The sequence below is a fragment of the Polaribacter batillariae genome (genome assembly GCF_017498485.1).
Classification (GTDB): Bacteria; Bacteroidota; Bacteroidia; order Flavobacteriales; family Flavobacteriaceae; genus Polaribacter; species Polaribacter batillariae.
In genome coordinates this window covers 2,593,321-2,620,192 of sequence record NZ_CP071795.1, presented here as the reverse complement: position 1 = coordinate 2,620,192, position 26,872 = coordinate 2,593,321, and the positions used below count along the sequence as shown (strand labels likewise).

Genomic DNA, 26,872 nt, shown 5'->3' with positions numbered 1-26,872 from the left:
TCGTATGTACAAAATATTATACTATTTCTTGTTTAAAATTGCTGTGTAAAAGAAAAAATATTAACAACATCGTAAAAATACACGGTCGGAGTTATTACCTAAACTTTTTTATAAAAGACCCCTTGTAAAGTTATAAAAGAATGAAAAACGCATTATTTATTACATTATTATTGCTAACAAACATACTGTTAGCTCAAACCCAAACTCTAAAAGGTACTCTAGAACAACATAAAGGACAAAAAATAACCTTAGCTGGTTTTAACTATTACAAAGTATTAGATTTAGCAACAACGGTTGCAGATAGCCTTGGCAACTTTAGCCTAAATTACCCAAAAGATTACAAAGGCATGGGCGTATTAAAAACCCAAGACAATAGTAGTTTGGTTGTTGTACTTACAGCATCTAAAGCACAAATTACAGGCACACATTTAAAAGAAGCAGATAGTTTACAATTTATAAATAGCCCAGAAAATAACCAATTTGTAAATTATGCAAAAGCATATACCCAAGCGAAACAAGCTTACAAAGCGTGGCGTTATCTAAAACCAAAATATACCCGTGAAACTACTTTAAAAACACAAAAAACGGTACTAAAAAATATAAACAAAGAGCTACAACGTTTAGAACGTGTAAATAGCAATGCCTTAAAATTAGTATCAAAAAATAGTTATTTGCGTTGGTTTTTACCCATACAAACATTGGTAAATAACATGCCAGAAACCATACACAATTACAGAGAACGTTTGCCTAAAGACATAAAAGAATTTAGAAGCATTAATTTTAATAACCCAAACTTTAAAACCAGCGGTTTATTTAAAGAATTAATTGAAGGGCATTATTTTTTACTAGAAAATATGGGGCAAAATTTAGATAGTGTATTTACTCAAATGAATATAAGTACAGATTATTTAATTAACAACCTCAAAGAAAATAATAGCCTGTTAAATAACGTTTCAGAACATTTATTTAAATATTTCGAAAAGCGAAGTTTATACCCTGCAGCAGCGCACTTATCGAACCAAATGCTAAGTAAAAACCAATGTGTATTAAGTGATAGCTTAGCCAATACAATGCAAAAATATAAAGATTTAAAAGTTGGGAATACTGCACCAAATATACAATTAGATGCAACTACCCAATTAAGCGATATTAAAAAACCTGTATTGCTTGTGTTTGGCGCAAGTTGGTGTAGCCATTGTAAAAAAGAAGCATTAGAATTACTAAAATACTATGATACTTGGAAAACTCAAAAAAAATTAGAAGTAGTATATATCAGTTTAGATACAGACCAAACCGCTTTTAAAACCGCATACCAAAATGTACCTTGGCAAACCTATTGCGATTATAAAGGTTGGGAAACCCAAGCAGCAAAAAAATATTATGTAAACGCTACACCAACTTACTTTTTATTAGATAAAGACATGAAAATACTGGTTCATCCTAGGTCTCTAGCTCAGGTAGATGCTTGGATAAACTATAAATTATAAATGATATTATTTACTGCTAAAATGAATTTAAACAAAACCTAAAAAAAATGTGGAGTTTTGTGCACTAAGAACTTTTTTTAAAAAAGCATAAACTAATTTACTTTTGAAGGTTTAATAGTAAATTTTACCACTTACTACTTAAATATCCCACTTATTACTTGCTATCACAAATTTATTGATAATTAGATTTAATTTGTAGCCAACTAAAGAGAGTATTCACTTGAAATACTTCAAGTTAGTATTTCTGTCTCCCCCTACACGATATTTTTACGTAACAAAATAGTAGATTGAACGACTAATTTTCGATGAAAATAATTAAATTTAACTGTATTTTTATAATCGTATTTTTATGCTACACACTTAATATTGTGGCACAAATTAAAGGCAGCTCTAAAGCTGTTTACAAAGATTTTAAAAATGTTGCTGTATATGCAGATAGTATTATAAAACTTTTATATGAAAACAATAAATTAAACAAACAAAATGCAACCTTAGAATTCGCAAAAATATATGAAATTAAAAAAATGATTCAAGAAAATATTTTTTTGAAGCAAGAGGCACGAATACAAGAGCTTAAAGCCATACAAGAACACAATACGTTTTATATTATTTCTGCCGCTATAATTGTAATTTCGACCATCTTAATGCTTTTAATTTATTTTCGGTACAGATGTAAAAAAAAAGTATCTGAAATTTTATTGAAGAGAAACAGTGTAATTCAACTTAAAAACGAGTATTTAGAAAAAGCGAATGCCACCAAACAAAAATTTTTTTCCATTATTTCACATGATTTGATAAATCCCTTTAATGCTATTTTAGGCTACACAGATTTATTAGATAAAAAGTTCGATACTTTTAAGGATACTGAAAAAAAAGAATTTATTAGCACAATAAAAAAGTATGCTACACACAATTACAACTTGACTAAAAATTTATTAGAATGGTCTAGAGTGCAGCAAAACTCTATTATTTTAAAAGAAGAACAACTAAATATAGAAAGCATTATTGTAGAAACTTTAGATACTTATGAATCTTTAGCTAAAAGAAAGAAAATTGTTACCAATGTTTATTTTGAAGATGCTTATTATGTTTATGCAGATAAAAATTGTTTAAAAACCATACTTAATAATATCTATAGCAATGCTATTAAATATTCTTATAATTTAGGGGTAATAGATATTATTGTAAAAAATAATTCAGAAATTACAACCATTCAAATAAAAGATTATGGTGTAGGCATGAAAAAAGAGCAGGTAAAAAACCTTTTTAAAATGAGCGATATCACTACTACCTTGGGCACAGATAACGAAAAAGGAACTGGTTTGGGCTTTTTAATTTGCAAAGAGCTGATCGATTTACATGATGGAAAAATAAAAATAGATGTAATTAGTGAACCAAATAAAGGAACCACTATTACACTCTCTTTATAAAATAAATTCAATTTATAGACGATGCATAATTTTTACAAAGTCTATTTTAGTCTTAAATACTTATTAAAATCATCTTGTTTTCTTTTGGCTATGGGCAAAGTTTTACCATTTGCCAGTTCGCAATAATTCCCATCCGTTTTATGAATGCTTGTTATTCTACTGGTTTTTACTAAAAAACGATGGTGAATTCTAAAAAAAACTTTGGGATCTAAAATTTTTTCATATTCACCCAAATTTCTACTGGCTATTTTTGTTTGTTCATTAAGTTGATGAAAAATAGTGTATTTACCATCTGCTTCTAAATAATCTATAGAATCCACAGAAATTAACTCTACTTTTTTAATAGAAGGCACCGCAATCATGTCAGGAAATTCTCTTTTTACTTCAGCATCTTTATCTGTTTCTTGTAAAACTCTATTTTTAGTTTCAATATTAAAAAATGCTTTATGAATAATTTTTTTTAGTTCTTCGACATCTATTGGTTTTAACACATAACCTGTTACATTATAATTTACCGCTTTTACACCATAAGACGTATGAGAACTAATCAATATAATTTCAGCATTTGTTTTACCAATACTATCTAAAAAACTAAATGCATCGTCGTTACCTAAATTAATATCTAAAAATAACAAATCTGGTTTTGTTTCTAAATAGGCTCTAACACCTGCATTCACATCCAATGCTTCTGCAACCACATCAGTCATAGGGCAAAATTTATTTAGATAAATTTTAAGAAGATTAATATTGCTAAGATCATCATCTATAATAAGTGCTTTATATTTTTTCATTTGGCATTTTTTTACAAAGAATTGTAATACAACTTTTGTTGTTTTCTCTAAAGAATTTAGTAGTTTAAAGGTACAATAAACATTTAAAAATACAAGCGTTTATTCTTAAATATTACCACTTATACCTTTACTGTTTTTAAGCTTGTAATAATTGTTCATTTTTGTGTAAAATTAAAATATTTTATTAATGAATACCAAATTATTTACCGTCAACTTTTTTGAATATTTTATAAAGTAAATACTCAAAAAACTACCTAAAGAGCGTAAAAGAATTTTACCTCTAAATCTTTAAGAAAAAGATACTTTTTTACTTAAAAAAGTGAATTTGATGTAATACATATTTTATACTATTCATTATCCAATTATTAGAACAATATAATGAATTGATTGTAATGGAAATTCATTTAAAATTCTAGTTAAAATAATAAGAGAATTTACAACGAATACTTTAAATAAAAATATCACTAAACACACTATTAAAATGAAGTGTCTTATTTGCAATAACAGTAACTTACAAACAAGAATTCATAGAAAAAAAATTTTTAAAATATTTCCATTTAGCAAAGCTTACAAATGCTATGGCTGTGAATCTGAATATCTTTTTTTTCTTTTTATTAGAATTCCTTATAAAGTTAAAAGAAGAATTAAAAGAAGAGTTAAAGTCTTAAAATAGTACACTTATCGTAAAATACTACCATTTATTAATTCTCTTTTTATGATTGTTTGTAAAAAACTTACTATTGTACTGTAGAATTTGTCTAACATTTAAAACACAAGGAAATTCTTATAAATCGAATATCGATTTGCTAAGAACCAATTTTCTACTTATTGTTCTAGGGGTATTATAATAAAGATAATTGTTTTCCTTGTGTTACTTCTTGTAAGCAGTATTGTCTTTTATAAAGTTTGTAGTAAAGTTGCTTTGATATTTCTCCCCCCAAATGTGTTTATAACATTTAATATTTAAAGTAACTTTCTACTTCTTTTAAAGTGTCTAATAAAAACTTCGGAAAATTTAGAGAAAAGAAAAAATCATAAAGAAAATTTACAGGTTTTAAAACAAGTTACCCACAAGTACTGTAAACCCGTAATTTCATCAAGTTTTGTAACTTTTATTTGAATTTAGTACACTAATTAGTTAACTTTATGTGTGGTAAGAAAAGTAATTGCATACAAAGAATATTTCGCTAACTTCTATAAAGCACAAGACGAAAAAGTTCGCGATAAAGATTGGATATGTTTTGGACTTGGTTCGTTTTGAAAGATAAGTACCTAAAAAATTCTTTAAATACCTTGAAAATACAGACGGAATTTATGAAGTGCGTGTGATTACAACTTTTAAGAGCATAAGAATTTTGTGCTTTTTAGATGATGGAAATTTAGTTGTACTCGCAAATTGCTTTGTAAAGAAAACTCAAAAAACACCTCGAAAGGAAATTAAACTTGCAGAAAAACTGAAAAAGGAATATTTAAAAGATAAAAATGGTTGATATGAAAAATATAACTGATTTTGAGGACATCCTCATAAGAACATACGGAAAAAAAGGAACTGAAAAGCGTGATAAATATGATGCGGATTCTCTTGCCTTTCGATTAGGAATTATGCTAAAAGAAGCTCGTAAAGAGGCGAATTTAACTCAAGAAGAACTTGCGGAAAGAACCGGAACAAAAAAAAGTTACATATCGCGAATTGAACGTGGATTAAGCGACATTCAAGTTTCGACTTACTACAAATTAATTGAATTGGGACTTGGCAAGCATCTGAATATTGAAATACACTAACGTGAAAAGTACTGTAGGCAATAATGTATATGAAAAATAGCGCAAGTCGTTGTTATACCCGTTATTGTTTGTACTGGAAAAGAAATTAATGTTTTTTTTATATAAAGAAAAAAACGAAAGCATAGCCTTAGCTACGTTTTTTTTTTATGAAATAGAAAGGAAAAAGAGGTGATTTATTACAGAATTTAAACTTACTATTTATTCAATTAATTTGCATTCGGTGCAAACAACAAATCGGTTGGTGTATCTACATCGTATAAATATTGGTATCCTTTCGATTCTTTTTTGCAAAAAGGCTCTAAAAGCCTTACCATTTCTATAAAACTTTCCATTGTTAAAATACAAAAAAATGTTTTGTTGTCTTTGGTAAGAATTCCTTCATCTGACTTAAATAAGCCAAAAATTAAATTACAATTTTCTGTATCGATAAAATCGACTTGAGATAAATCTAATCGCTGTTTGTGATCGATAACTGTTTCTTTTAATAAATCTCGAAATAAAATTGCTTCGGCTTTATTAGAATCAAACAAGCGAACTATATTTTCTTGAAGACCATTGTAATTGTTTATATAATCTATTTTCATTCTAGTGTGCCTCTAACCAATTTAAACCTGTATCTATTTCGACATCTAAAGGTACTTCCATTTTAAAAGCATTTTCCATTTCGTGCTTTATCATTGGTTTAATTGTTTCTAATTCGTCTTTATGAGCATCAAAAACCAACTCATCATGTACTTGCAATAACATTTTCGATTTAAAATTTTCTTCTTCAAAACGTTTGTGAATATTTATCATGGCTAGCTTAATAATGTCTGCAGCAGAACCTTGAATTGGTGCATTTACAGCATTTCTTTCTGCGGCACTTCTAACAACAGCGTTTCTAGAATTAATGTCTTTTAAATATCTACGTCTTTTTAAAACCGTTTCTACGTAACCTTTTTCACGCGCAAAATCGACCAAAGATGCCATGTACGCTTTTAGTTTTGGGTAGGTTTTATAATACGTATCTATGAGTTCTTTTGCTTCGCTTCTCGATAAATCTGTTTGATTACTTAAACCAAAAGCAGAAACACCATAAATAATACCAAAATTTACGGTTTTTGCATTGCTTCTTTGTTCACGAGTTACTTTATCTATAGGAACTTGAAACACTTTTGCAGCAGTTGAAGCGTGAATATCTTCGCCGTTTTTAAACGCATTTATCATATTTTCTTCTTGACTTAGAGCTGCAATAATTCGCAATTCGATTTGAGAATAATCGGCTGCTAACAATACATAATTTTTGTCTCTTGGAATAAAGGCTTTACGAACCTCTCTCCCTCTTTCTGTACGAATGGGAATGTTTTGCAAATTCGGGTTGTTAGAACTCAATCTTCCTGTTGCAGCCACAGCTTGCATATATTGTGTATGAATTCTTCCAGTTTTTGGGTTGATTTCATTCGGTAACGCATCTACATAGGTACTTTGTAATTTTTTATATTGACGATATTCTTGAATATCTCTAATAATTTGATGGTCTTTCGCTAAGTAAGACAAGATGTCTTCGCCTGTTTTATATTGGCCCGTTTTTGTCTTTTTAGGTTTGTTAACCAACTTCATATTTTCGAACAAAACAATACCCAATTGTTTTGGCGAAGCAATGTTAAATTCTTCTCCTGCTTGTTCGTAAATTCCTTTTTCTAGTCGATTGATATCTTCTGTTAGCGCAACAGATAATTGTTTTAAGAAAGCGACATCTACATTAATCCCTTCTATTTCCATAGCTGTTAAAACGGAAACTAATGGCAATTCGATATCGTTAAATAATTTGGTTACGTTTCCGCTTTCTAATTCTGTTGTAAATAATTGTTTGAGTTGAAAAGTAATGTCTGCATCTTCTACAGCGTATTCGGTTTGGTCTGCAATTGGCACTACTCGCATAGAAAGTTGGTTTTTTCCTTTTTTGCCAATCAATTCTGTAATAGAAACTGGCTGATAGTTTAAATACGTTTCTGCCAAAACATCCATATTATGGCGCATATCTGGGTTGATTAAATAATGCGCAATCATTGTGTCGAATAATTTTCCTTTTACAGGCATGTTATAATTAGACAAAACTTTAATATCGTATTTTAAGTTATGACCAATTTTCTCGATTTCACTTTCGAAAAAGGGTCTAAATTCTTCTAAAATCGCTTTTGTTTCTTCTTGATCTTCTGGAAATGAAACATAATATCCTTTTCCGGCTTCATAAGAAAAAGCGATGCCAATTAATGCTACTTCCAAAGCTTTTAAACCCGTGGTTTCTGTATCGAAACAAACCGAACTTTGTTGCATTAATTTTTGAAGTAATAATTTTCTGGATAAAGAAGAGTTTACATGTTGATAAAAATGATTGGTATTTTTAATCGTTTTAAAACCAGATGCAACATCTGCTTTAGAAACATTTCCACTTCCAGGCGTAGCAAATAAATCAAATTGACCATTCGTATTAGAAGCTGTTTTTTTAGGTTGAGTTTTCTCTTTTTGTGATTTCTCTATTTCTGTCGAAATAACACCAGAGGTATTTGTAGTGGTTTCTGTAGCAAAAGTTTTTAAGAAATTCGTTAACAAGTTTCTAAACTCTAATTCGTTAAAAATCTCGGTTACTTTTTCGATATCTGGTTGGTCTAGCTCAAAATCTTCTGCATTAAAAGTTACTGGTACATCTAACATAATGGTTGCCAGTTTCTTAGAAAGCAAGCCCAATTCTTTGGCTGCTTCTACTTTCTCTCTCATTTTTCCTTTTAGCTCGTGTGTGTTTGCTAATAAATTTTCCATAGAACCATAGGCCGCTAAAAATTTTTTCGCTGTTTTTTCTCCAACCCCAGGCAACCCAGGAATATTGTCGGAAGAATCGCCCATCATTCCTAAAAAATCGATAACTTGTAAAGGATCTGTAACTTCGAATTTTTCTAAAACTTCTGGCACGCCCCAAATATCGTAACCACCACCAAAACGTGGTTTATACATAAAAATATTATCGGACACCAATTGTGCGAAATCTTTATCTGGAGTAACCATAAAAGTTTGGTAACCTTCCTTTTCTGCTTGTTTAGAAAGTGTTCCAATAACATCATCTGCCTCGAAACCTTCTTTTACCATAATGGGTATGTGCATCGCTTTTAAAATTTCCATAATATATGGTATTGCCAATCTTATTGCTTCTGGTGTCTCATCTCTATTGGCTTTATAGGCTTCAAACATTTCTACCCTGTCTGTACTACCACCTTTATCAAAACAAACGGCTAACTTGTCTGGTCTTTCTCGTTTTATAACATCTAAAAGCGAGTTCATAAAACCCATAATTGCAGAGGTATCTAAACCTTTAGAATTAATTCTTGGGTTTTTTATAAAGGCATAATATCCGCGAAAAATTAATGCGTAAGCATCAACTAAAAATACTCTTTTTTGGTCTTGCATTGTATCGATTTTAATGGAGTGCTAAAGCTACGAAACTTTAACCTGAATTATGCAATAGATGATTTAAAATTTTGTATAAACGCTTATGATTATTAGCTTTATAGCGAATTTAACACATAACCCAAATGGTTAATCTCCCTATTGAGTATTCAAGTAAGAAAGTCACCCCTTTTGGAGGGATGAGCTTAATGAAGCGTTTTATTGATCAAACAGAAATTAGAGAACAACTAGCACAATTAGATTTACCTCAACCAAGCTCTAATGCAGGTTATAATCCTGCACATATAACTGAAGCTTTTTGGTTGAGTATTTGGACAGGAGCTTCTCGTTATATCCATTGTGATTGGTTACGTTATGATAGCACATTGCAAGATATTTTTGGATGGAATCGTATGCCATCACAAAGTACCTATAGTCGTTTTTTTGGCAAGTTTTCTCAAAAGCGCAATACAGAAGTATTTCCAAAGTTGCAACATTGGTTTTTCAAGCAATTAGATGTTGACAACTTAACTATAGATTTTGATAGCACAGTTATTACAAGATATGGAGAGCAACAAGGTAGCGCAAAAGGTTATAATCCCAATAAAAAAGGCAGGAACTCACATTACCCATTAATGGCCTTTGTAAGCCAAACCAGAATGGTTGCCAATGCTTGGTTAAGACCAGGCAATACAGCAGATAGTAGTAGCTGTAAAGAGTTTATGGAAGAAACCTTCAATGAAGCTTTAAAGGACAAAAGAGTTGGTTTAGTTCGTGCAGATAGTGGTTTTTACACACAAGATTTATTAGATTATCTAGAAGGCAAACAACTCAATTACATTATGGCAGCACGTATGTACCCAAATATAAAAAATGCAGTTTGGGGTTTGGATAATTGGATAGAACTCACAAAAGGAATTGAGCTTAATGAGATGATTTTTAACCATACAGATGGTAAGTCAAGGCGCTATATTGTCATAAAAAAGAAAGTAGAAGATCGTCCAAAAGCAGCTGGAAAATTACTTTTTGATGATCTGCCTGGTTATCGTTTTAGTTGCTATGTAACCAATCTAGATTTACCGCTAGACCAAGTTTGGAATATCTACAACACCAGAGCTGATTGTGAAAACAGAATCAAAGAACTCAAAGAAGACTTTGGATTAGATAACTTTTGTTTAAAGGATTTTTGGGCAACTGAGGCTTCCTTTAGATTCATTATGGTGGCTTATAACCTAATGAGTTTGTTTAGACATTTTGCCTTAAATCATCATAATCGAGCAACTTTAAAAACCCTAAAAGTCTATTGCTTTGCATTAGGAGCTTGGACAGTAAATCATGCTAACAGAAAGGTCTTAAAGATTGCTTTAAACACTAAAAAAAGACCTTGGATGGATGGCTTATTCTCCCAAATTAATGATTTAAGTCCTCCTTTTGTGTATTCCTAATGCATAATGCGGGTTTAACATCGTATTAAAATTCAATCGGTATTTTAAGCATTATCTTTGGTAAATATTTTAAATTTATTTTATGCCACGTTGGTTAATTCCACTTATTATTTTATTAATTGTAATTGTTGTCTTAGAAATTTACACTTTTCAGGCATTTAAAACCATTTCTAATAGCAAGTTCGTTCGTTTTTTATTTTTAACGACAAGTGTTGGTGTGTATGTGTATTTTTTTTTAACATTTTTAATGTACGATAGAGGTAATGGGCAAACACCCCAGTTTCAAATGGCAATGGGTTTACTATTAACGGTTACGATTCCTAAATTAGTAATAATTTTAATGCTCTTTGGTGAAGATATTTATAGGTGGGTTTTAAAAGCTATTTCTGCAATTTTACCTGGAGAAACAAAGCCTTTGGCCGGTAGAAGAAAATTTATATCTCAAATAGCTTTGGGCATTGCAGCCATACCCTTTGCCTCTTTTATTTACGGAATTATACAAGGAAAGTACAATTATAAAGTTTTAAAATATAGCTTAACTTTTAAAGATTTGCCAGAAGCGTTCGATGGTTTTACCATTACACAAATTTCTGATATCCATTCTGGAAGTTTTACAAATAAAGAAAAAATAAAATACGGAGTCGATTTAATAAACGAACAAAAGTCGGATATTATGTTGTTTACAGGAGATATTGTAAATAATAAAGCGGATGAAATGGAAGATTGGATGGATGTTTTCGACAAATTAGAAGCCAAAGAAGGTAAGTTTTCTATTTTAGGAAACCACGATTATGGCGATTATATGGATTGGGAAAATCCGCAAGATAAAATCGATAATTTTCAACAAATAAAAGACATTCACAAAAAAATTGGTTTCGATTTGCTGCTAAATGAAAACCGTTATTTAGAAAAAGACGGACAAAAAATAGCACTTCTTGGGGTAGAAAACTGGGGAAAAGGACGATTTATGAAAAAAGGAGACTTGCAACAAGCATCTGCAAATGTTCGTAAAGAAGACTTTAAAATTTTAATGACTCACGACCCAAGTCATTGGGAATACAAAGTAAAAAAAGACGATTTTAATTATCATTTAACCTTAAGTGGGCATACTCATGGTTTGCAAATGGGCATCGAAATTCCTGGTTGGCTCAAATGGAGCCCGTCTAAATATGTTTACAAACAATGGGCTGGTTTGTACGAAGAAGCTGGCAGGTATATTAATGTAAATAGAGGTTTTGGATATCATGCCTTTCCTGGACGTGTTGGAATTTGGCCAGAAATTACGGTAATCGAATTGAAAAAAGGCGTATAACCCTTTAATTTATTAAGAATTCTTATCTTTGTTTAAGAATTGAGTAATTGATGCGTTGTCTCCCCTTAAAAAATTTATTTATGACAAAATTTGGTGAATTAATTAGTGCTAATATACCTGTTCTAATCGATTTTTATACAGAATGGAACGAAGCAGAAAATAGTATAGAAATTTTAAGAGACGTTGCTACTGTTTTGGGTGATAAAGCCAAAGTAATAAAGATCGATATTAAAAAGAACAAAACTTTAGCAGACGCTTTGCACATCAAAGAAAACCCTACATTTATGATTTATAAAAACGGCGAAATGAAATGGCGCCAAACAGGTTTTCAAGACGCTAAAACGTTAATTGGTAAGGTTAAAGAATACTTTTAGTTTTTAGGAGCTATTTCTAACTTTTGTTACTCGTTTTTTATCTCTTTTCCAAAAGATAAAAGAGCTCAAACAGAACAGTTATTATTTTATAGATTTACACACAAACCCTTTTTTAGAGAATTCTTTTAAAATTTTGGGCAATGCATAGCGCAACTTTTCTGCTGCTTTTACACTATCGTGAAAAACAATAATGCTTCCGTTTTTAGTATTTTTTAAAACATTTTGCAGGCATTTTTCTTCAGAAATAGCAGTATCGAAATCTGCGGATAAAACGGACCACATGACAATTTTATAGCCTCTTTTAAAAATTTCTGATGCTTGCTTTTTTTTTATTTTTCCATATGGAGGACGAAAAAGTTTTGTTTTCTCTTGCAATACTTTATCGCATTCTAAAAAGTCATCAATATAAATGTTATTTTTACTTTTCCAGCCGTTCAAATGGTTTTGAGTATGATTTCCAATAGAATGTCCGTCAGAAATAATTCTTTTAAAAATTTCTGGATATTTTTTTATGTTTTTTCCAATACAAAAAAAAGTGGCTTGTGCCTGGTACTTTTTTAATTCAGCCAATACAAAATCGGTAATAACTGGTGTGGGGCCATCATCGAAAGTGAGGTATATTTCCTTTTTATCAGAAGAAAAACGCCAGGTATATTTAGAGAAAATTCTCGCAATAAAAGCTGGCGTTCGGGGGAAATATGTTTTCATAAAAAATTATTCTTCATCTGGCGGCAAATCAGTAAAAAGTTTAAATACATTATCTACAGCTTGCTTTTGTTTTGTAACATACTCTGCATCTTTATCGTAATTCTTTAAGTCGTTTAACAGAGAATCTAAAATGTAAAATGTTCTTTGGAACTCTTCTTCGATAGCAGTTAAGTCTTCGATATTAAACGTACTAAACCAAATTGCTTTTTCTTTGTAAAGTTTAAGTAGGGTTTCTGCGGTTTCTCTTGCTTTTTCTGGTTGTTTTAACTTGTAATACATTTCTGGATATCCTAAAGATAAACTGTAATGATCGAATTTTTCTATTGGTAATTTGTCTAAAGATAAGTCTAAAACTTCAATGGCTTTAATTGTATCGCCTTCTTTTGCAAATGCTTCCGACAAACGCATTAAACTATTTCTTAAAGAAATGGCATTTCTTTTGGTTTGTTCGTCTAAATAAATTTCTCCGCTATTAATGTTTCTCCATTCTAATTTCTGAATGTTGTTGTACATTTTTTCGGTATCTATTCGCCCAATATCAAACAGACTTAATTCTCTTTGTTGCCCACTTTCGTCTTCGAACTTAATTGGCGTTCTAATAGGTACCAATTTAAAGGCCAAACCGTCTAATTGCAGGTAATCTTTTAGCCAAATGTATTCTTCATCTGCATTTGCGCCACCCGTAAAATAAATAGGGCGTTTCCAATCGTTATTGGCTAAAATGTCTAACATTAAAATACGGTTTTTAGCAATAGCTCTGTCTATTGTAATGTCTATATAATCTACAATTTTATCGGCGTCTTTTTGTGCAACAATACCGCTTTTTAAAACATTTTCTTTGTTTACAGGGATTCTAATTTTAGTGGTTGGCAACATTTTTTCAGGAATGCCATTATCATCTAAATCATAAAAAGTGCGTTTATCGTCGCTCTGCATCCAGCGCATAAAATCTTTAATTGCGATTGCAGAATCTTTAGGAATTGCTCTTAATTCTTCAAAGAAATAGGCAACGTCTAAACTACCGTATTTATAATCTTGGTGAGTTAATTGAGACGGAATTGGAGGTGCTTTGTAAGTGGCACGTTTCATTTGATCTATATACCAATCTGTAGCAAATAAACTGGTATTTACCAACTTTACGTCGGTTCTAATGCCTTCTACTTCTTGCATGTACCAAAGTGGAAATGTATCGTTGTCGCCAATGGTAAACATAATGGCATTTTGATCGCAACTTTCTAAATATGCTTGTGCATTTAAACGTGTGGTATATCTGTTAGACCTGTCGTGATCATCCCAATTTTCGGAAGCCATTAAAGTTGGAACTGCTAATAGCGAAATAACAGAAACTGCAATTGCAACAGTTTTTTTGTTCGCAAATTGCTTTAAATATTCGTACAAAGCTAAAACGCCAAAACCAATCCAAATGGCAAAAATGTAAAAACTACCCACCACTGCATAGTCTCTTTCTCTTGGCTCAAAAGGTTTTGGGTTTGTGTAAAAAATAATGGCAAAACCGGTAAAAGCAAAAAATAAAAAGAGGGTAAAGAAATTTTTCTTATCCCATTTAATTTGAAAAAACAGTCCAATAAGTCCTAAAATTAGTGGCAAGAAGTAATATGTATTTCGCCCTTTATTTTCTAATACTTGGGTAGGTAATTTCTTCTGAGAACCTAACCTGGCTTCATCAATAAAATCGATACCACTAAGCCAATTTCCATTAAAAATATCTAACCTTCCTTGGATATCGTTTTGTCTTCCTACAAAATTCCACATAAAATAACGCCCATACATATATCCAAATTGATAACTAAACATAAACTTGATGTTTTCGGCAAATGTAGGTCTGCGTTTGCTGTTTTTTGGAATTCCTGCTATTGCTTTGTACATTTTTTCTGATGCAGGATCTACCATTCTAGGAATAAAACCTTTGTGTTTATCGGACCAATTTCTATTAACGTTTTTGTATTGATTTACGATAACATATTTACCGTCTTTTTTTTCGTACTTTGGTTTATCGTCTTTAAATGGTTGAGATGCATCTTGCTCGTTATTGTATGTATTGGAATAATACGTGTCATAAAAAATGTTGGCATCGCCATATTGTTCACGTTCGTAATAAGCTAATAATTCACGGGCGCTTGAAGGGTTGTTCTCGTTAATAGTTGTATTGGCATTGGCTCTAATTGGCAACATTAACCAAGAAGAAAAACCAATCATAATAAATAATACAGATAAAATTAAGGTGTTTGTATGTATTTTGTTTTTTTTGCGTGTATATTTTAAACCAAAGAAAAACAGTGCAATTAAAATAATTCCTGCAATAATTGTTCCTGAATTATATGGTAAACCTATTGTGTTTATAAAAAACAGTTCGGATGCACTAAAGAATTTTAATGTAAAAGGAAATAGAAATTTAAAAACGAAAGCCAAAACAACAACCGATAAAATGGTTGCAATTGCTGTGGTTTTTAAGTTGATGTTTTTATAGGTTTTAAAGAAATACAACATTACAATTGCTGGAATTACCAACAAAGAAAGTATGTGAACACCAAAAGATAAGCCAACTACAAAACTGATTAAAATTAGCCATTTATTTCCTCTTGGGGTAGTAAGTTCTTTTTCCCATTTTAAACCTAACCAAAATAGAAGTGCCATTAAAAAAGAAGACATTGCATACACCTCGCCTTCTACTGCACTAAACCAAAAACTATCTGAAAAAGTGTAAGCCAAAGAACCAACAACACTACTTCCTAAAATTGCGATGTAAGTGCCATCTGTAAGTTTTCCTGATTTTAAAGCTAGTTTTTTTCCTAAGTTTGTGATGGTCCAAAACATAAAAAGAATGGTAAATGCACTTGCGATAGCAGACATAAAGTTTACCATTTTTGCAATTTCGGAAACATCTGAAGTAAACATAGCAAAAAACGCCCCTAACATTTGAAATAATGGTGCTCCAGGTGGATGCCCAACTTCTAGCTTTACAGCAGTAGAGATATACTCTCCAACATCCCAAGCACTAACTGTTGGTTCTATAGTTAATGTATAGGTTATTAAGGCAATAGCGAATGTAACCCACCCTAAAATGATGTTCCACTTCTTAAATTTTTTTGATGTCATAACGAACAAATAATATGTGGCGAATTTAATAATAATTATTTTTAAATAGTTATTTAAGTGTTTTATTGCAAGCTTTAATGTTCTTAAAACTTTGTTAAAGTCAAAAATTATAAAAAAATGTTTGTAGATTTAAAAGAATGCATTAAATTTGCACCCGCGTTAAAGCATTGGCCTATGGTGTAATTGGCAACACACCGGTTTTTGGTACCGACATTCAAGGTTCGAGTCCTTGTAGGCCAACTAAAAACACTCTTAATCATTTGATTTTTGAGTGTTTTTTTGTTTTTAAGAATACGTTTTATATCGAGTTAAGACAAAAATTGCAGTTTTTTATTCAGATAAAAATAAAAACATTAGTAAGCTTAAGAAAAAAATCGATATTGCTAACGCCTCTAAACTGTAATTTATATTCTTTAATTTTCGCTTTGAAAGGTTTAGGCTGATGCATTAGTACTTCCGATTGTTTAATGAATTGTTTAATTTTGTTAGCAAAAATATTTTTGAGCAAAAATCAATAAACGAATACCGTTTTTGTAACTAAAAAATATTCTATACGCAAAACAAATGAAGCCATTTTTTAACATTTTATTTTTTCTAGTCTTATTTTTATCTTGTGCTAAAAAGAATGAACAAACTAAAATCGACAACCAAAACAAACAATTTACTTCTGAACTCTTAGAGCTAAAGGAGTATTTTCAAATTCCAGGGCTTGCTGTTTCCATTACTAAAAATGGAGGCAATATTTATAAAGAACATTTTGGAGTGGCAGATATAGAAAAGGCTACCAAATTAGATTCTTTGGTATTGTTTCCCATAGCTTCTATAACAAAAGTATTTTCTGGAGTGATTATAATGAAACTCGTTGAGCAAGAAAAACTATCTCTTAACGAACCAATTAATAAATTCTTTCCAAACCCTGTACTTGGAGATTCAATTCTAGTAAAACACATTTTATCGCACACCTCGCAAGGAAATGTTGGAGAGACATTTTATTACAGTTCGAGGTTTGGACTTTTAACCCATGTTATCGAACAAGTCTCAGGAAAATCTTTTTCAGAAATAATGAAAAAAGAAATTTTAATTCCATTGAAACTTAAAAACACTTTTTTACTAAAAGATTCCACTCAAATTGCAAGAATTGCAAAACCATATATTTTAAATAATGGACTTAAAAGTGGTTTTATTGATTATGGCTATTCATCTTCGGCAGGACTCGTTTCGAATTTAAAAGATTTAGCCCTTTTAATGATGCGCTGGATAATAACACATTAATTCATAAAAAATCGAAAGATTTAATGTTTTCTTCTTTTAAAAAAGATTTGCCATACGGATATGGAATTTTCAATCAGCAATTTAAGAACTTAAAATTGGTATGGTCTTATGGGCAATATGGTTGTTATTCTAGTCTATTACTAAAAATTCCTTCAGAAAATATTACTTTAACCTTACTGGCTAACAACAATCTTTTAAGCAACCCTGCAAGGCTTATTAACGGAGATGCTACTTCTTCTTTGTTTGTTCTTAGTTTTCTAAAAAATTATATGCTTGGATTAACAGATATGCCTTTATTCGAAAAACAAGATGCGATATCCGAAGGTTTTTCAAATAATGAGTTTTTCAGAAAAAAAATTTTAGGACAAGCACTTGCAGAATCGTATATGGCAAGATTTAACCCTGAAAAATTGCAATCAAGTGTAAAACTATTAAAACACGTCTTTACAAAGAATCTAAACTATTTGGAATATGCCGACTTAAATCTTTTACATACGCTTTTACTCTTAAAAGATGCAGCACATAGCGAGTTTAATGATTTTGACACTCAAATAGAAACTATTGGAAAAAAGCTATTAGAACAAGAACCCAATAACCCTTACATCCACTCTTATCTTGGAACATTTTATTCTCGAAAAGGAAACAAAGAAAAAGCAAAATACCATTTTGAAAGTATCGTAAATGCTAAGAATTTTTCTGAAAATTGGTATATTGATGAGTCCAAAAAATGGTTAACTGAAAATAAATAACAAAGCACGATATTAATTAAAAAACAAACGCAAGCTGTTAAAATTAATTGCTATCGCGGCTGCTTGCCAAAATTGCTGTAGATTTTCTATTCAGTTTATATTTACTTATAGATAATTATGCAGCTAATGTATTCGTTACAAACCCTAATATTTAGAGAGACTTGTACTTAGCAAATAACTATTTTTGGGAAAAATAATATTTCTCGACTACGTTCAATTTACAATATCAATCCGAACTTATTGTGGGCTAAAGATATCAAACGAAGCCTCATTAGTGCTATTTTTCGTATGTTTTATTTTTTAAATTTTAGAACTTCCGAACGTCCTTTTTTAAAAATTTTATTGCTATTTCTCTTTCCTTTTCGAAGTTCTTTTTGTGCTTCATAAGACAAATGAATTATTTCTTGGCAATCTGTAGAACAGGTATTTTCCATCGCTTCCGAACATTCGTCGCATTGTATAAATAATAAATGACAACCTTCGTTTGCGCAATTTGTATGTGTGTTGCATGGTTTGCCACATTGGTGGCAGTTAGAAATAACGTCGTCGGTTATTTTTTCTGCTCTTCGATGGTCGAACACAAAATTTTTACCAATAAACTTATTCTCTATTCCTTCTGCTTTTACCTGGCGCGTGTATTCTATAATACCTCCTTCGAGCTGAAAAACATTTTTAAAACCTTTGTGTTTGTAATAGGCAGATGCTTTTTCGCAACGAATTCCGCCAGTACAATACATCAATAAATTTTTATCTTCTTTATTGTCTTTTAAATCTTCTTCGATAATGTCTAAAGAATCTCTAAACGTATCTACATCTGGAGTTATTGCGCCATCGAAATGCCCAATCTCACTCTCGTAATGATTTCGCATATCTACGCAAATTGTATCTGGATTTGCCAGCATTTCGTTAAATTCCTTTGCGTTTAAATGCACTCCTTTATTGGTAACATCAAACGTTTCGTCATTTAAACCATCTGCTACAATTTTGTCTCTTACTTTTACTTTTAGCTTTAAAAAAGACTTATTGTCTTGTTCGATAGCAATATTTAAACGAATATCTTTCAAAAAAGAAATGCTATCTAACTGGTCTTTTAAGGCATATAAATTCTCTGACGGAACAGATAATTGCGCATTTATACCTTCGTAGGAAACATAAATTCTTCCTAAAACATCTAAAGCGTTCCATTCTAAAAACAATTTATTTCTAAGTAATTGTGGGTTTTCTATCTTATGATATTGATAAAAAGAAATTGTGAGGCGATCTTTACCAGCTTCATCAATTAATGCTGCGCGCTCTTTCGCGCTTAACTTATTGTACAGTTGCATGCTATACTTTTTTAGTTATACCATTTACTATTTAAAATTACCGTAATTTTAAACAACAATTGGTGTTAATGATTAATTTCTATGAGCTGCAAAATTACAAATAATTGCCGAAAAGTAGGTACATTTTATCGATTGCTTTTAGCCAACTTATAAAAATTCATACAGATTTTCCATCCCTTAATTATTTGCTAAATTTATGCGAAACAAACACAACAAGGCATACAAAAATATGCTGGTGTTAATTTAAAATGAAGTAAATAAAACAACTATATTGCTATTTTTTATGTTTATTTCTTTTATTATTTGGAGGTAGGAAAAGAACAAAGAATATGTGCAATGCAAACCGAATTAAAATAGGTTATAATGATGCTTGTAAGAAAGACGAAATAATTTTCGCTAACTTGAAGTTAAAAAAATTAAATATGACAGAAATAAAAACGGAAATATTTTGTTGGAAAAAGAAAAAAATATACCGTTTCAACCTGCACTAAACTTATTTACCAACTTTTAGCAAACAAAATAGAAAAGAGTGTTTTTTAAAACCCTTATTTTTTTTTCTTCTTACCTTTCTAATTTACTTACCTTTGTTACAAATACTTTTTAATGAATTTTTGGACAAAAGCAGCGGGTCTCATCTTAAGAAACCGCTATTTAGTTTTATTAATAATTGCCATAATAACAGGTTTATTAGCATCTCAAATGAAGTATATGAAGTTTTCATATACAGAAGCAAACCTATTACCAGAAGATCATATCGCCAATGTAGAGTACAATAAATTCCTCGAAATTTTTGGCGAAGAAGGAAACTTAGTAATTCTTGGAGTTAAAGATACTACCGTTTTTACACCCCAAAAATTTAATGCTTGGAATAAATTAGTAGAACAATTCGACGAAAGAAACGAAATAGATTTTACCATTTCTATTGCCGATGTTCAAAAACTAAAAGCCGATAGAAAAAAACGAAAATTTGTTTTAGAACCTTTATACGAGAAAGACCCTACAACTTCTAAAGAAGTAAATGCAATAAAAAAACAACTTTTCGAAAAGCTTCCTTTTTACGACAATCTTTTATACAACAAAAAAACAGGAACTTTACAAACCGCTATTTATATAAAAAAAGAAATTATAAATACGCCAAAACGTAGAGATTTTATTTTTGATGTTTTAATTCCTTCCATAAAAAAATTCGAAAAAGAAAACAACTTGCATGTTCGTGTTTCTGGAATGCCTTACATTAGAACACTAAATGCACAAAACATTCAAGATGAAATTATTCTCTTTGTTGTTGGTGCTTTAGGTATTACCGCACTTATTTTCTTTTTCTTTTTTCGTTCTTACAGAGCAACATTTATTACTTTATTGGTTGTTTTAATTGGTGTTATTTGGGCATTTGGCTTTATTGGTTTGTTTCGATACGAAATTACAGTTTTATCGGCCTTAATACCACCTTTAATTATTGTAATCGGAGTTCCCAATGCCGTTTTTCTAATCAATAAATATCAGCAAGAAATAAAAAAACACGGTCAGCAAGCAAAAGCATTACAACGTGTAATTGCGAAAATTGGGAATGCCACATTAATGACCAATATTACAACTGCATCTGGTTTTGCCACCTTTGTTTTTGTAAAAAGTAATTTACTACGCGAATTCGGAATTTTAGCTTCCGTAAACATTATTAGTATTTTTATTTTGGCTTTGCTAATTATTCCGATTATTTACAGCTTTATGCCACTTCCAAAGAAAAAACATTTAAACCACCTTGAAAAAAGATGGATTGAAAATGTAGTAGATTGGATGGAAAAAATGGTACGCAACCAAAGAATTACCATTTATTTTACAACAGTTGTTGCCATTGTTTTAGGAATTATTGGTGTGTATATGATTCGTGTGTCTGGAAGTCTTATTGAAGATATGCCTAAAAAATGGACTTCTATAAAGACATTAAATTTTTCGAAAAAGAATTTGGTGGCATTATGCCTTTAGAAATTTTAATTGATACGAAAAAAGACAAAGGCGTTATGAAACTTTCCACCCTAAAAAAGATGGAAAAACTAAACGAAGCCATAGAAACTTTTCCAGAATTATCGAAACCCATTTCTATTGTAAACTTAGTAAAATACTCAAAACAAGCCTTTTATTTAGGAAACCCAAAATACTATCAATTACCTACAAACCAAGAACAATCTAGTATTTTTGCCTATACCAAAAATTCTAATAACGATGCTGGAATGCTAAAAACCTTTGTAGATTCTACAGGACGTTATGCAAGAATTACCACGTTTATGAAAGACATTGGTACCGATAAAATGGACGTTATTCAAGAACGGTTAAAAGCGGTAATTGCAAAAGAATTTCCTTCCAATAAATATTCGGTTTCTTTAACAGGAAAAGCATTAGTGTTTATCAAAGGAACCAATTATTTAATTAAAAATTTAGTAATTTCTTTATCATTAGCCATTTTATTAATTGCCATTTTTATGGCTTGGATGTTTCGATCTCCACAAATGATTTTAATTTCCCTAATTCCGAATATGCTTCCACTACTAATTACAGCAGGATTAATGGGTTTTTTAAACATTCCTATAAAACCATCTACCATTTTAGTATTTAGTATTGCATTTGGTATTTCTGTAGATGATACCATTCATTTTTTGGCAAAATACAGGCAAGAATTAATCGCCAACAAATGGAAAATTAAACCTTCTGTATATGCAGCCTTACGTGAAACAGGAGTAAGTATGTTTTACACTTCTATTGTATTGTTTTTCGGTTTTTTGGTATTTACCTTATCTAGTTTTGGAGGCACAATTGCTTTGGGCGGCTTGGTTTCTGTAACCCTTTTATTAGCAATGGTTTCTAACTTGTTACTATTGCCTTCGTTACTGCTAACTTTTGAAAAGAAAATTGCCAATAAAAAGGTATTTAAAGAACCAGCTATGAAGATTTTTCCTACAAAAGATGATGATTTAAAAAAGTAAAACTGTACTATTTTTACAATTGAATTATCATTTTTTTTCGGTAAATTCAAGTTATCAATAATATTAACAAAGAGATAGAAACTTCATTTTAAAATAAAAAGTAGCCTTACTTTAAAATAAGTAACAATTCTAGATTTTATTATTTTATAAAAATACAGCCTAAATTTATATTGTTTTCGTAATTAAATAGCTAATTATTACGATAAACCTAAGTTTTGTAACCGTCCTTTTTTGTAGCTTTACCTTATAAAATTTATAAAAAATGTCTGCATTACCAAAACTTTCGCGCTTTAATGAAAATGTGTTGTCTAAATACCAAATTTACAACAGTATTTTTATGACTTTACCTTTCGATACGATAAGTAATACTGGTGTTTTCTTACCATTATTTCACAAAGTATGTAAAAAAGGCTTTCAAGAAGGTAAAAACCCTACCGAAATTGTAGAAACATTTTTTAGGAAATATCAAGAAAATCCTACCGAAAAAGAAAAAACCGATTTATTATTTCGCTTTATACAGTATATAGAACGTCAAGTTGTTTTATTTGATGCTATTGAAGACGCTGCATTTCCTATTGTAAATAATATGGATGGAATTGGAACTCTAAGAAATTCTAAAGAAATCGCTATTTTAGGAGATAAAAAAGAAGAATTAAAAGCCTATTTAGAAGAATTTAAAGTACGCGTAGTTTTAACAGCGCATCCAACACAATTTTACCCTGGATCTGTTTTAGGAATTATTACAGATTTAGACAAAGCCATACAAAACGACGATTTACTTTTAATTAAAAACTTACTAGCACAATTAGGAAAAACACCTTTTTATAAAAAAACAAAACCTTCTCCTTTTGATGAAGCTGTAAGTTTAATTTGGTACTTAGAAAATGTATTTTACGATTCTGTATCTAAAATCTATAACTACATTCAAAACAATGTTTACGATGGAAAACCAATCGATAACGAAATTATAGATTTAGGTTTTTGGCCTGGAGGAGATAGAGATGGCAACCCATTTGTAACCACAAAAATTACATTAGATGTTGCAGAGCGATTGCGCCAAACTATTTTAAGAAATTACTATAGAGATGTAAGAAGATTAAAAAGACGTTTTACGTTTGATGGGGTTCAAGAAATTTTATTAAAAATTGAAAAAAGACTCTATAAACACGTTGTTAGAAGTTACACGAAAGTAAACTTTAATCAAAAAATATTATTAGAAGAATTAGAAAAAGCGAGAGAAATTATAGAAACGAAACATCAATCTTTATTTATTGATGAGCTGAATGATTTTATAAATAAAGTTAGAATATTCGGTTTCCATTTTGCAACTTTAGATATTAGACAAGACAGTCGAGTGCACCATACAGCATTTACACAAATTGTAAAAGACATGCAGCAAATGGGCGACACTACATTTCCAAAAAACTACTTACATCTTTCCGAAGAAGAGCAAATAGAAATTCTTTCTTTGGTAAAAGGAAATATAGATCCTGCCAATTTAACAGACGAGATTTCAGTAAAAACAATCGAATCGATGTATGCATTAAAAGAAATTCAATCTAGAAACGGAGAACGTGGTGCAAATCGTTACATTATTAGCAATAACCAAACAGCTTTAAACGTAATGGAAACTTTTGCCATGTTAAACTTATGTGGTTTCGAAAACGAATTGCCAGTAGATGTAATTCCGCTTTTTGAAACTGTAGAAGATTTAATTAATGCAGAAACTGTAATGCGAACCTTATATTCGAATAGAGTTTACAGACACCATTTATCGAAAAGAAAAAACAAACAAACCATTATGTTAGGTTTTTCTGACGGGACCAAAGATGGTGGTTATTTAATGGCAAACTGGGGGATTTTTAAAGCCAAAGAAGCGCTTACAAAAGTTTCTAGAGAGTTTGATATCGAAGTAATTTTCTTTGACGGACGTGGAGGACCACCTGCACGTGGAGGTGGAAAAACACATCAATTTTACGCATCTTTAGGACCAACAATCGAAGACAAAGAAATTCAATTAACAATACAAGGCCAAACAATTAGTTCTAATTTTGGTACTAAAGATTCTGCACAATACAACCTAGAACAATTAGTAAGTTCTGGAATTAAAAACGAAGTTTTTACCAAAGATCAGTTAAATAATAAGCATAGAGAATTAATAGACGATTTAGCAACAACAAGTTACAAAGCTTATGTAGATTTTAAAAAACATCCGAAGTTTTTACCGTATTTAGAGAAAATGAGTACGTTAAAATACTATGCGAAAACCAATATTGGAAGCAGGCCAAGTAAACGTTCTAATTCCGATACTTTAGATTTTTCTGCACTAAGAGCAATACCTTTTGTAGGAAGTTGGAGCCAGTTAAAGCAAAACGTTCCTGGTTTTTTTGGAGTTGGAACTGCATTAAAAAAGTATGAAGACGCCAATCGTTTTGATGAAATTGTAGATTTTTACAATGCCTCAGATTTCTTTAAAACCTTGCTTGAAAATAGTATGATGAGTTTAACAAAATCTTTCTTCGAATTAACAGCATACATGGCTGACGACAAAGAGTTTGGCGAATTCTGGAAACTAATTCACGAAGAATATAAAACCACAAAAAGGTTGTTACTAAAGTTGGCCGGACATAAAGAATTGATGGAAAATTTTCCAGTAGGAAAAGCTTCTATTGAAATTAGAGAACAAATTGTTTTGCCTTTATTAACGATACAGCAATATGCTTTAAAGAAAATTCAAGAATTGCAAAAAAGTGAAGCAAACTTAGAACAATTAGAAATTTTCGAAAAAATGGTAATGCGTTCGCTTTTTGGAAATATTAATGCGAGTAGAAATTCGGCCTAAAATCGAATGATAACACTTCTACCAAATATTAAAATTTGATTCACAATTATATATTGATATTTTAATTCATACCTGTTATTGTTTAAAATTACTGGAAAAGAAATTGATGATTTTTTTTTCTTTATATAAAGAAGAAAACGAAAGCATAGCCTTAACTACGGTTTTTTTTATTCTGAAATAGAAAGAAAAAAAAGGCGATTTATTACAGGATTTTCAAATGGTAAATGGTATCAATAGTCATTTTTTCTCTATCTTTAAACCAAAAGAAAAAAATATGCTCATTAAAGTTTTTGGTTCTGCTGTTTTTGGCATAGAAGCAACCACAATTACGGTGGAAGTAAATATCGATAAAGGTGTTGGTTATCATTTAGTAGGTTTACCAGACAATGCTGTTCGCGAAAGTTCTTTTCGAATTTCTGCGGCTTTAAATAATAACAACTACAAACTTCCAGGTAAAAAAATAATTATAAATATGGCACCTGCAGACATTCGTAAAGAAGGTGCTGCTTATGATTTAACTTTAGCTATTGGTATTTTAGCAGCTTCCAACCAAATACAATCTACGAATATTAACGAATATATTATTATGGGTGAGCTTTCTTTAGATGGAAGTTTGCAACCCATAAGAGGTGTTTTGCCAATGGCAATAAAAGCGCGTGAAGAAGGTTTTAAACACTTTATTCTTCCAAAAGAAAATGCAAAAGAAGCTGCCATTGTAAGCGATTTAGAGGTTTTAGGCGTAGAGAATACTATGGAAGTGATTGATCATTTTAATAATCATAAAAAAATTGAACCCACCATTGTAGATACAAGAGCAGAGTTTTATAAAAAAATAGATTTTCCAGAATTCGATTTTTCTGACGTAAAAGGGCAAGAATCTATAAAACGTTGTATGGAAATTGCGGCGGCTGGTGGGCATAATATTATTTTAATTGGTCCTCCAGGATCTGGAAAAACCATGTTAGCAAAACGATTACCTTCTATTTTACCCCCCATGACTTTGCATGAAGCTTTAGAAACCACAAAAATTCATTCTGTGGTTGGCAAAACTAACTAAAAACGAAGGCTTAATGTACCAACGACCTTTTAGAAGCCCACATCATACCATATCGAATGTAGCTTTAGTTGGTGGTGGTCAATATCCAAAACCTGGAGAAATTTCGCTTTCTCACAATGGAGTCTTATTTTTAGATGAATTGCCAGAATTTAAGAGAGAGGTTTTAGAAGTAATGCGCCAACCTTTAGAAGATAGAGACGTTACCATTTCTAGGGCAAAGTTTACAGTAACTTATCCATGTAGTTTTATGTTGGTTGCTAGCATGAATCCAAGTCCTAGTGGTTTTTTTAATGACCCAAACTCTCCAATGACCTCTACTCCACAAGAAATGCAACGCTATTTAAGTAAAATTTCTGGCCCGCTTTTAGATAGAATCGACATTCATATAGAAGTAACTCCTGTTCCTTTCGAAAAACTATCTGAAGAAAGAAAAGGAGAATCTTCTGTTGAAATTAGAAAACGTGTTATAGCATCTAGAGAAATACAATCTAAACGTTTCGAAGAATTTGAAAACATACATTACAATGCTCAAATGAATGTAAAGCAGATAAGAAAATTCTGTAAATTATCTGACGAAAGTTTAACTCTTTTAAAAACTGCGATGGAAAAATTAAATCTTTCTGCAAGAGCTTACGACCGCATTTTAAAAGTTGCTAGAACTATTGCAGATTTGGCAAACTCAAAAGCAATTTCTCCAGACCATATTGCAGAGGCAATTCAATATAGAAGTTTAGACAGAGATGGTTGGCTGGGATAAAAAACTTATACCATTTATTGTTTGAG

At 30.7% G+C, this 26,872-nt stretch carries 16 protein-coding genes, 1 tRNA gene and 2 pseudogenes; 13 read left to right on the top strand and 6 right to left on the bottom strand.

What is annotated here, in order from left to right; genetic code table 11:
- The first annotated feature begins 140 nt into the window (after positions 1-140).
- Together JL193_RS11565 and JL193_RS11560 are read left to right on the top strand one after the other, a co-directional pair.
- Entirely contained in the window at positions 141-1,487 is a 1,347-nt protein-coding gene (locus JL193_RS11565) for a TlpA family protein disulfide reductase (RefSeq protein ID WP_207970949.1), read from the top strand.
- Between the two features lie 368 nt (positions 1,488-1,855).
- Complete coding sequence (locus tag JL193_RS11560; protein ID WP_207970948.1) at positions 1,856-2,917, top strand: sensor histidine kinase; 1,062 nt, start codon at positions 1,856-1,858, stop codon at positions 2,915-2,917.
- Between the two features lie 41 nt (positions 2,918-2,958).
- Here the strand turns inward: JL193_RS11560 and JL193_RS11555 are convergent, their stop codons facing one another.
- The gene (locus JL193_RS11555; RefSeq protein WP_207970947.1) at positions 2,959-3,708 is read right to left on the bottom strand and encodes a LytR/AlgR family response regulator transcription factor; all 750 of its coding nucleotides are present in this window, start codon (positions 3,706-3,708) and stop codon (positions 2,959-2,961) included.
- A gap of 1,319 nt (positions 3,709-5,027) precedes the next feature.
- Between JL193_RS11555 and JL193_RS17255 the strand changes: the two genes are divergently transcribed.
- On the top strand, positions 5,028-5,198 hold the full coding sequence (locus tag JL193_RS17255) for a type II toxin-antitoxin system RelE/ParE family toxin (RefSeq protein WP_367890013.1): 171 nt from the start codon (positions 5,028-5,030) through the stop codon (positions 5,196-5,198).
- Between the two features lies 1 nt (position 5,199).
- Positions 5,200-5,490 carry a helix-turn-helix domain-containing protein gene (locus tag JL193_RS11545; protein ID WP_207970946.1) on the top strand — a complete coding sequence of 97 codons (291 nt, stop codon included), beginning with the start codon at positions 5,200-5,202 and terminating at the stop codon, positions 5,488-5,490.
- Between the two features lie 206 nt (positions 5,491-5,696).
- Here JL193_RS11545 and JL193_RS11540 read toward each other — a convergent pair whose 3' ends face one another.
- Positions 5,697-6,074, bottom strand: coding sequence for a hypothetical protein (locus JL193_RS11540; protein WP_207970945.1), 378 nt, complete (start codon positions 6,072-6,074; stop codon positions 5,697-5,699).
- A 1-nt stretch (position 6,075) separates the two neighbouring features.
- The gene (gene polA, locus JL193_RS11535) at positions 6,076-8,931 is read right to left on the bottom strand and encodes a DNA polymerase I (protein ID WP_207970944.1); all 2,856 of its coding nucleotides are present in this window, start codon (positions 8,929-8,931) and stop codon (positions 6,076-6,078) included.
- A gap of 125 nt (positions 8,932-9,056) precedes the next feature.
- On the opposite strand from polA, the gene JL193_RS11530 reads away from it, so the two are divergent.
- From JL193_RS11530 to JL193_RS11520, 3 genes are all read left to right on the top strand, one after another.
- On the top strand, positions 9,057-10,355 hold the full coding sequence (locus JL193_RS11530; protein WP_207970943.1) for an IS1380 family transposase: 1,299 nt from the start codon (positions 9,057-9,059) through the stop codon (positions 10,353-10,355).
- Positions 10,356-10,437: 82 nt separating this feature from the next.
- The gene (locus JL193_RS11525; RefSeq protein WP_207970942.1) at positions 10,438-11,667 is read left to right on the top strand and encodes a metallophosphoesterase; all 1,230 of its coding nucleotides are present in this window, start codon (positions 10,438-10,440) and stop codon (positions 11,665-11,667) included.
- An 80-nt stretch (positions 11,668-11,747) separates the two neighbouring features.
- Entirely contained in the window at positions 11,748-12,041 is a 294-nt protein-coding gene (locus JL193_RS11520; RefSeq protein ID WP_207970941.1) for a thioredoxin family protein, read from the top strand.
- Between the two features lie 81 nt (positions 12,042-12,122).
- Here JL193_RS11520 and JL193_RS11515 read toward each other — a convergent pair whose 3' ends face one another.
- Both JL193_RS11515 and JL193_RS11510 read right to left on the bottom strand, forming a co-directional pair.
- Positions 12,123-12,749: a polysaccharide deacetylase family protein gene (locus JL193_RS11515; protein ID WP_207970940.1), complete on the bottom strand. Its 627-nt coding sequence runs from the start codon at positions 12,747-12,749 to the stop codon at positions 12,123-12,125.
- Between the two features lie 6 nt (positions 12,750-12,755).
- Positions 12,756-15,866 carry a glycosyltransferase family 117 protein gene (locus JL193_RS11510; RefSeq protein WP_207970939.1) on the bottom strand — a complete coding sequence of 1,037 codons (3,111 nt, stop codon included), beginning with the start codon at positions 15,864-15,866 and terminating at the stop codon, positions 12,756-12,758.
- A 168-nt stretch (positions 15,867-16,034) separates the two neighbouring features.
- On the opposite strand from JL193_RS11510, the gene JL193_RS11505 reads away from it, so the two are divergent.
- The 3 genes from JL193_RS11505 to JL193_RS11495 all read left to right on the top strand — a co-directional run bounded on the left by JL193_RS11505 (position 16,035) and on the right by JL193_RS11495 (position 17,887).
- A tRNA-Gln gene (locus tag JL193_RS11505) sits at positions 16,035-16,106 on the top strand.
- 324 nt (positions 16,107-16,430) lie between these two features.
- Positions 16,431-17,138: a serine hydrolase domain-containing protein gene (locus JL193_RS11500; protein WP_207970938.1), complete on the top strand. Its 708-nt coding sequence runs from the start codon at positions 16,431-16,433 to the stop codon at positions 17,136-17,138.
- A 23-nt stretch (positions 17,139-17,161) separates the two neighbouring features.
- Entirely contained in the window at positions 17,162-17,887 is a 726-nt protein-coding gene (locus JL193_RS11495; protein ID WP_207970937.1) for a tetratricopeptide repeat protein, read from the top strand.
- A gap of 293 nt (positions 17,888-18,180) precedes the next feature.
- Here JL193_RS11495 and trhO read toward each other — a convergent pair whose 3' ends face one another.
- On the bottom strand, positions 18,181-19,212 hold the full coding sequence (gene trhO, locus JL193_RS11490) for an oxygen-dependent tRNA uridine(34) hydroxylase TrhO (protein ID WP_207970936.1): 1,032 nt from the start codon (positions 19,210-19,212) through the stop codon (positions 18,181-18,183).
- Positions 19,213-19,815: 603 nt separating this feature from the next.
- On the opposite strand from trhO, the pseudogene JL193_RS11485 reads away from it, so the two are divergent.
- The 3 genes and pseudogenes from JL193_RS11485 to JL193_RS11475 all read left to right on the top strand — a co-directional run bounded on the left by JL193_RS11485 (position 19,816) and on the right by JL193_RS11475 (position 26,846).
- Positions 19,816-22,190: pseudogene (locus JL193_RS11485) on the top strand (efflux RND transporter permease subunit).
- Positions 22,191-22,452: 262 nt separating this feature from the next.
- Positions 22,453-25,032 (top strand): phosphoenolpyruvate carboxylase, encoded by a 2,580-nt coding sequence (locus JL193_RS11480; protein ID WP_207970935.1) that lies wholly within the window; start codon positions 22,453-22,455, stop codon positions 25,030-25,032.
- 274 nt (positions 25,033-25,306) lie between these two features.
- A pseudogene (locus JL193_RS11475) lies at positions 25,307-26,846 on the top strand (YifB family Mg chelatase-like AAA ATPase).
- Positions 26,847-26,872 lie beyond the last annotated feature (26 nt).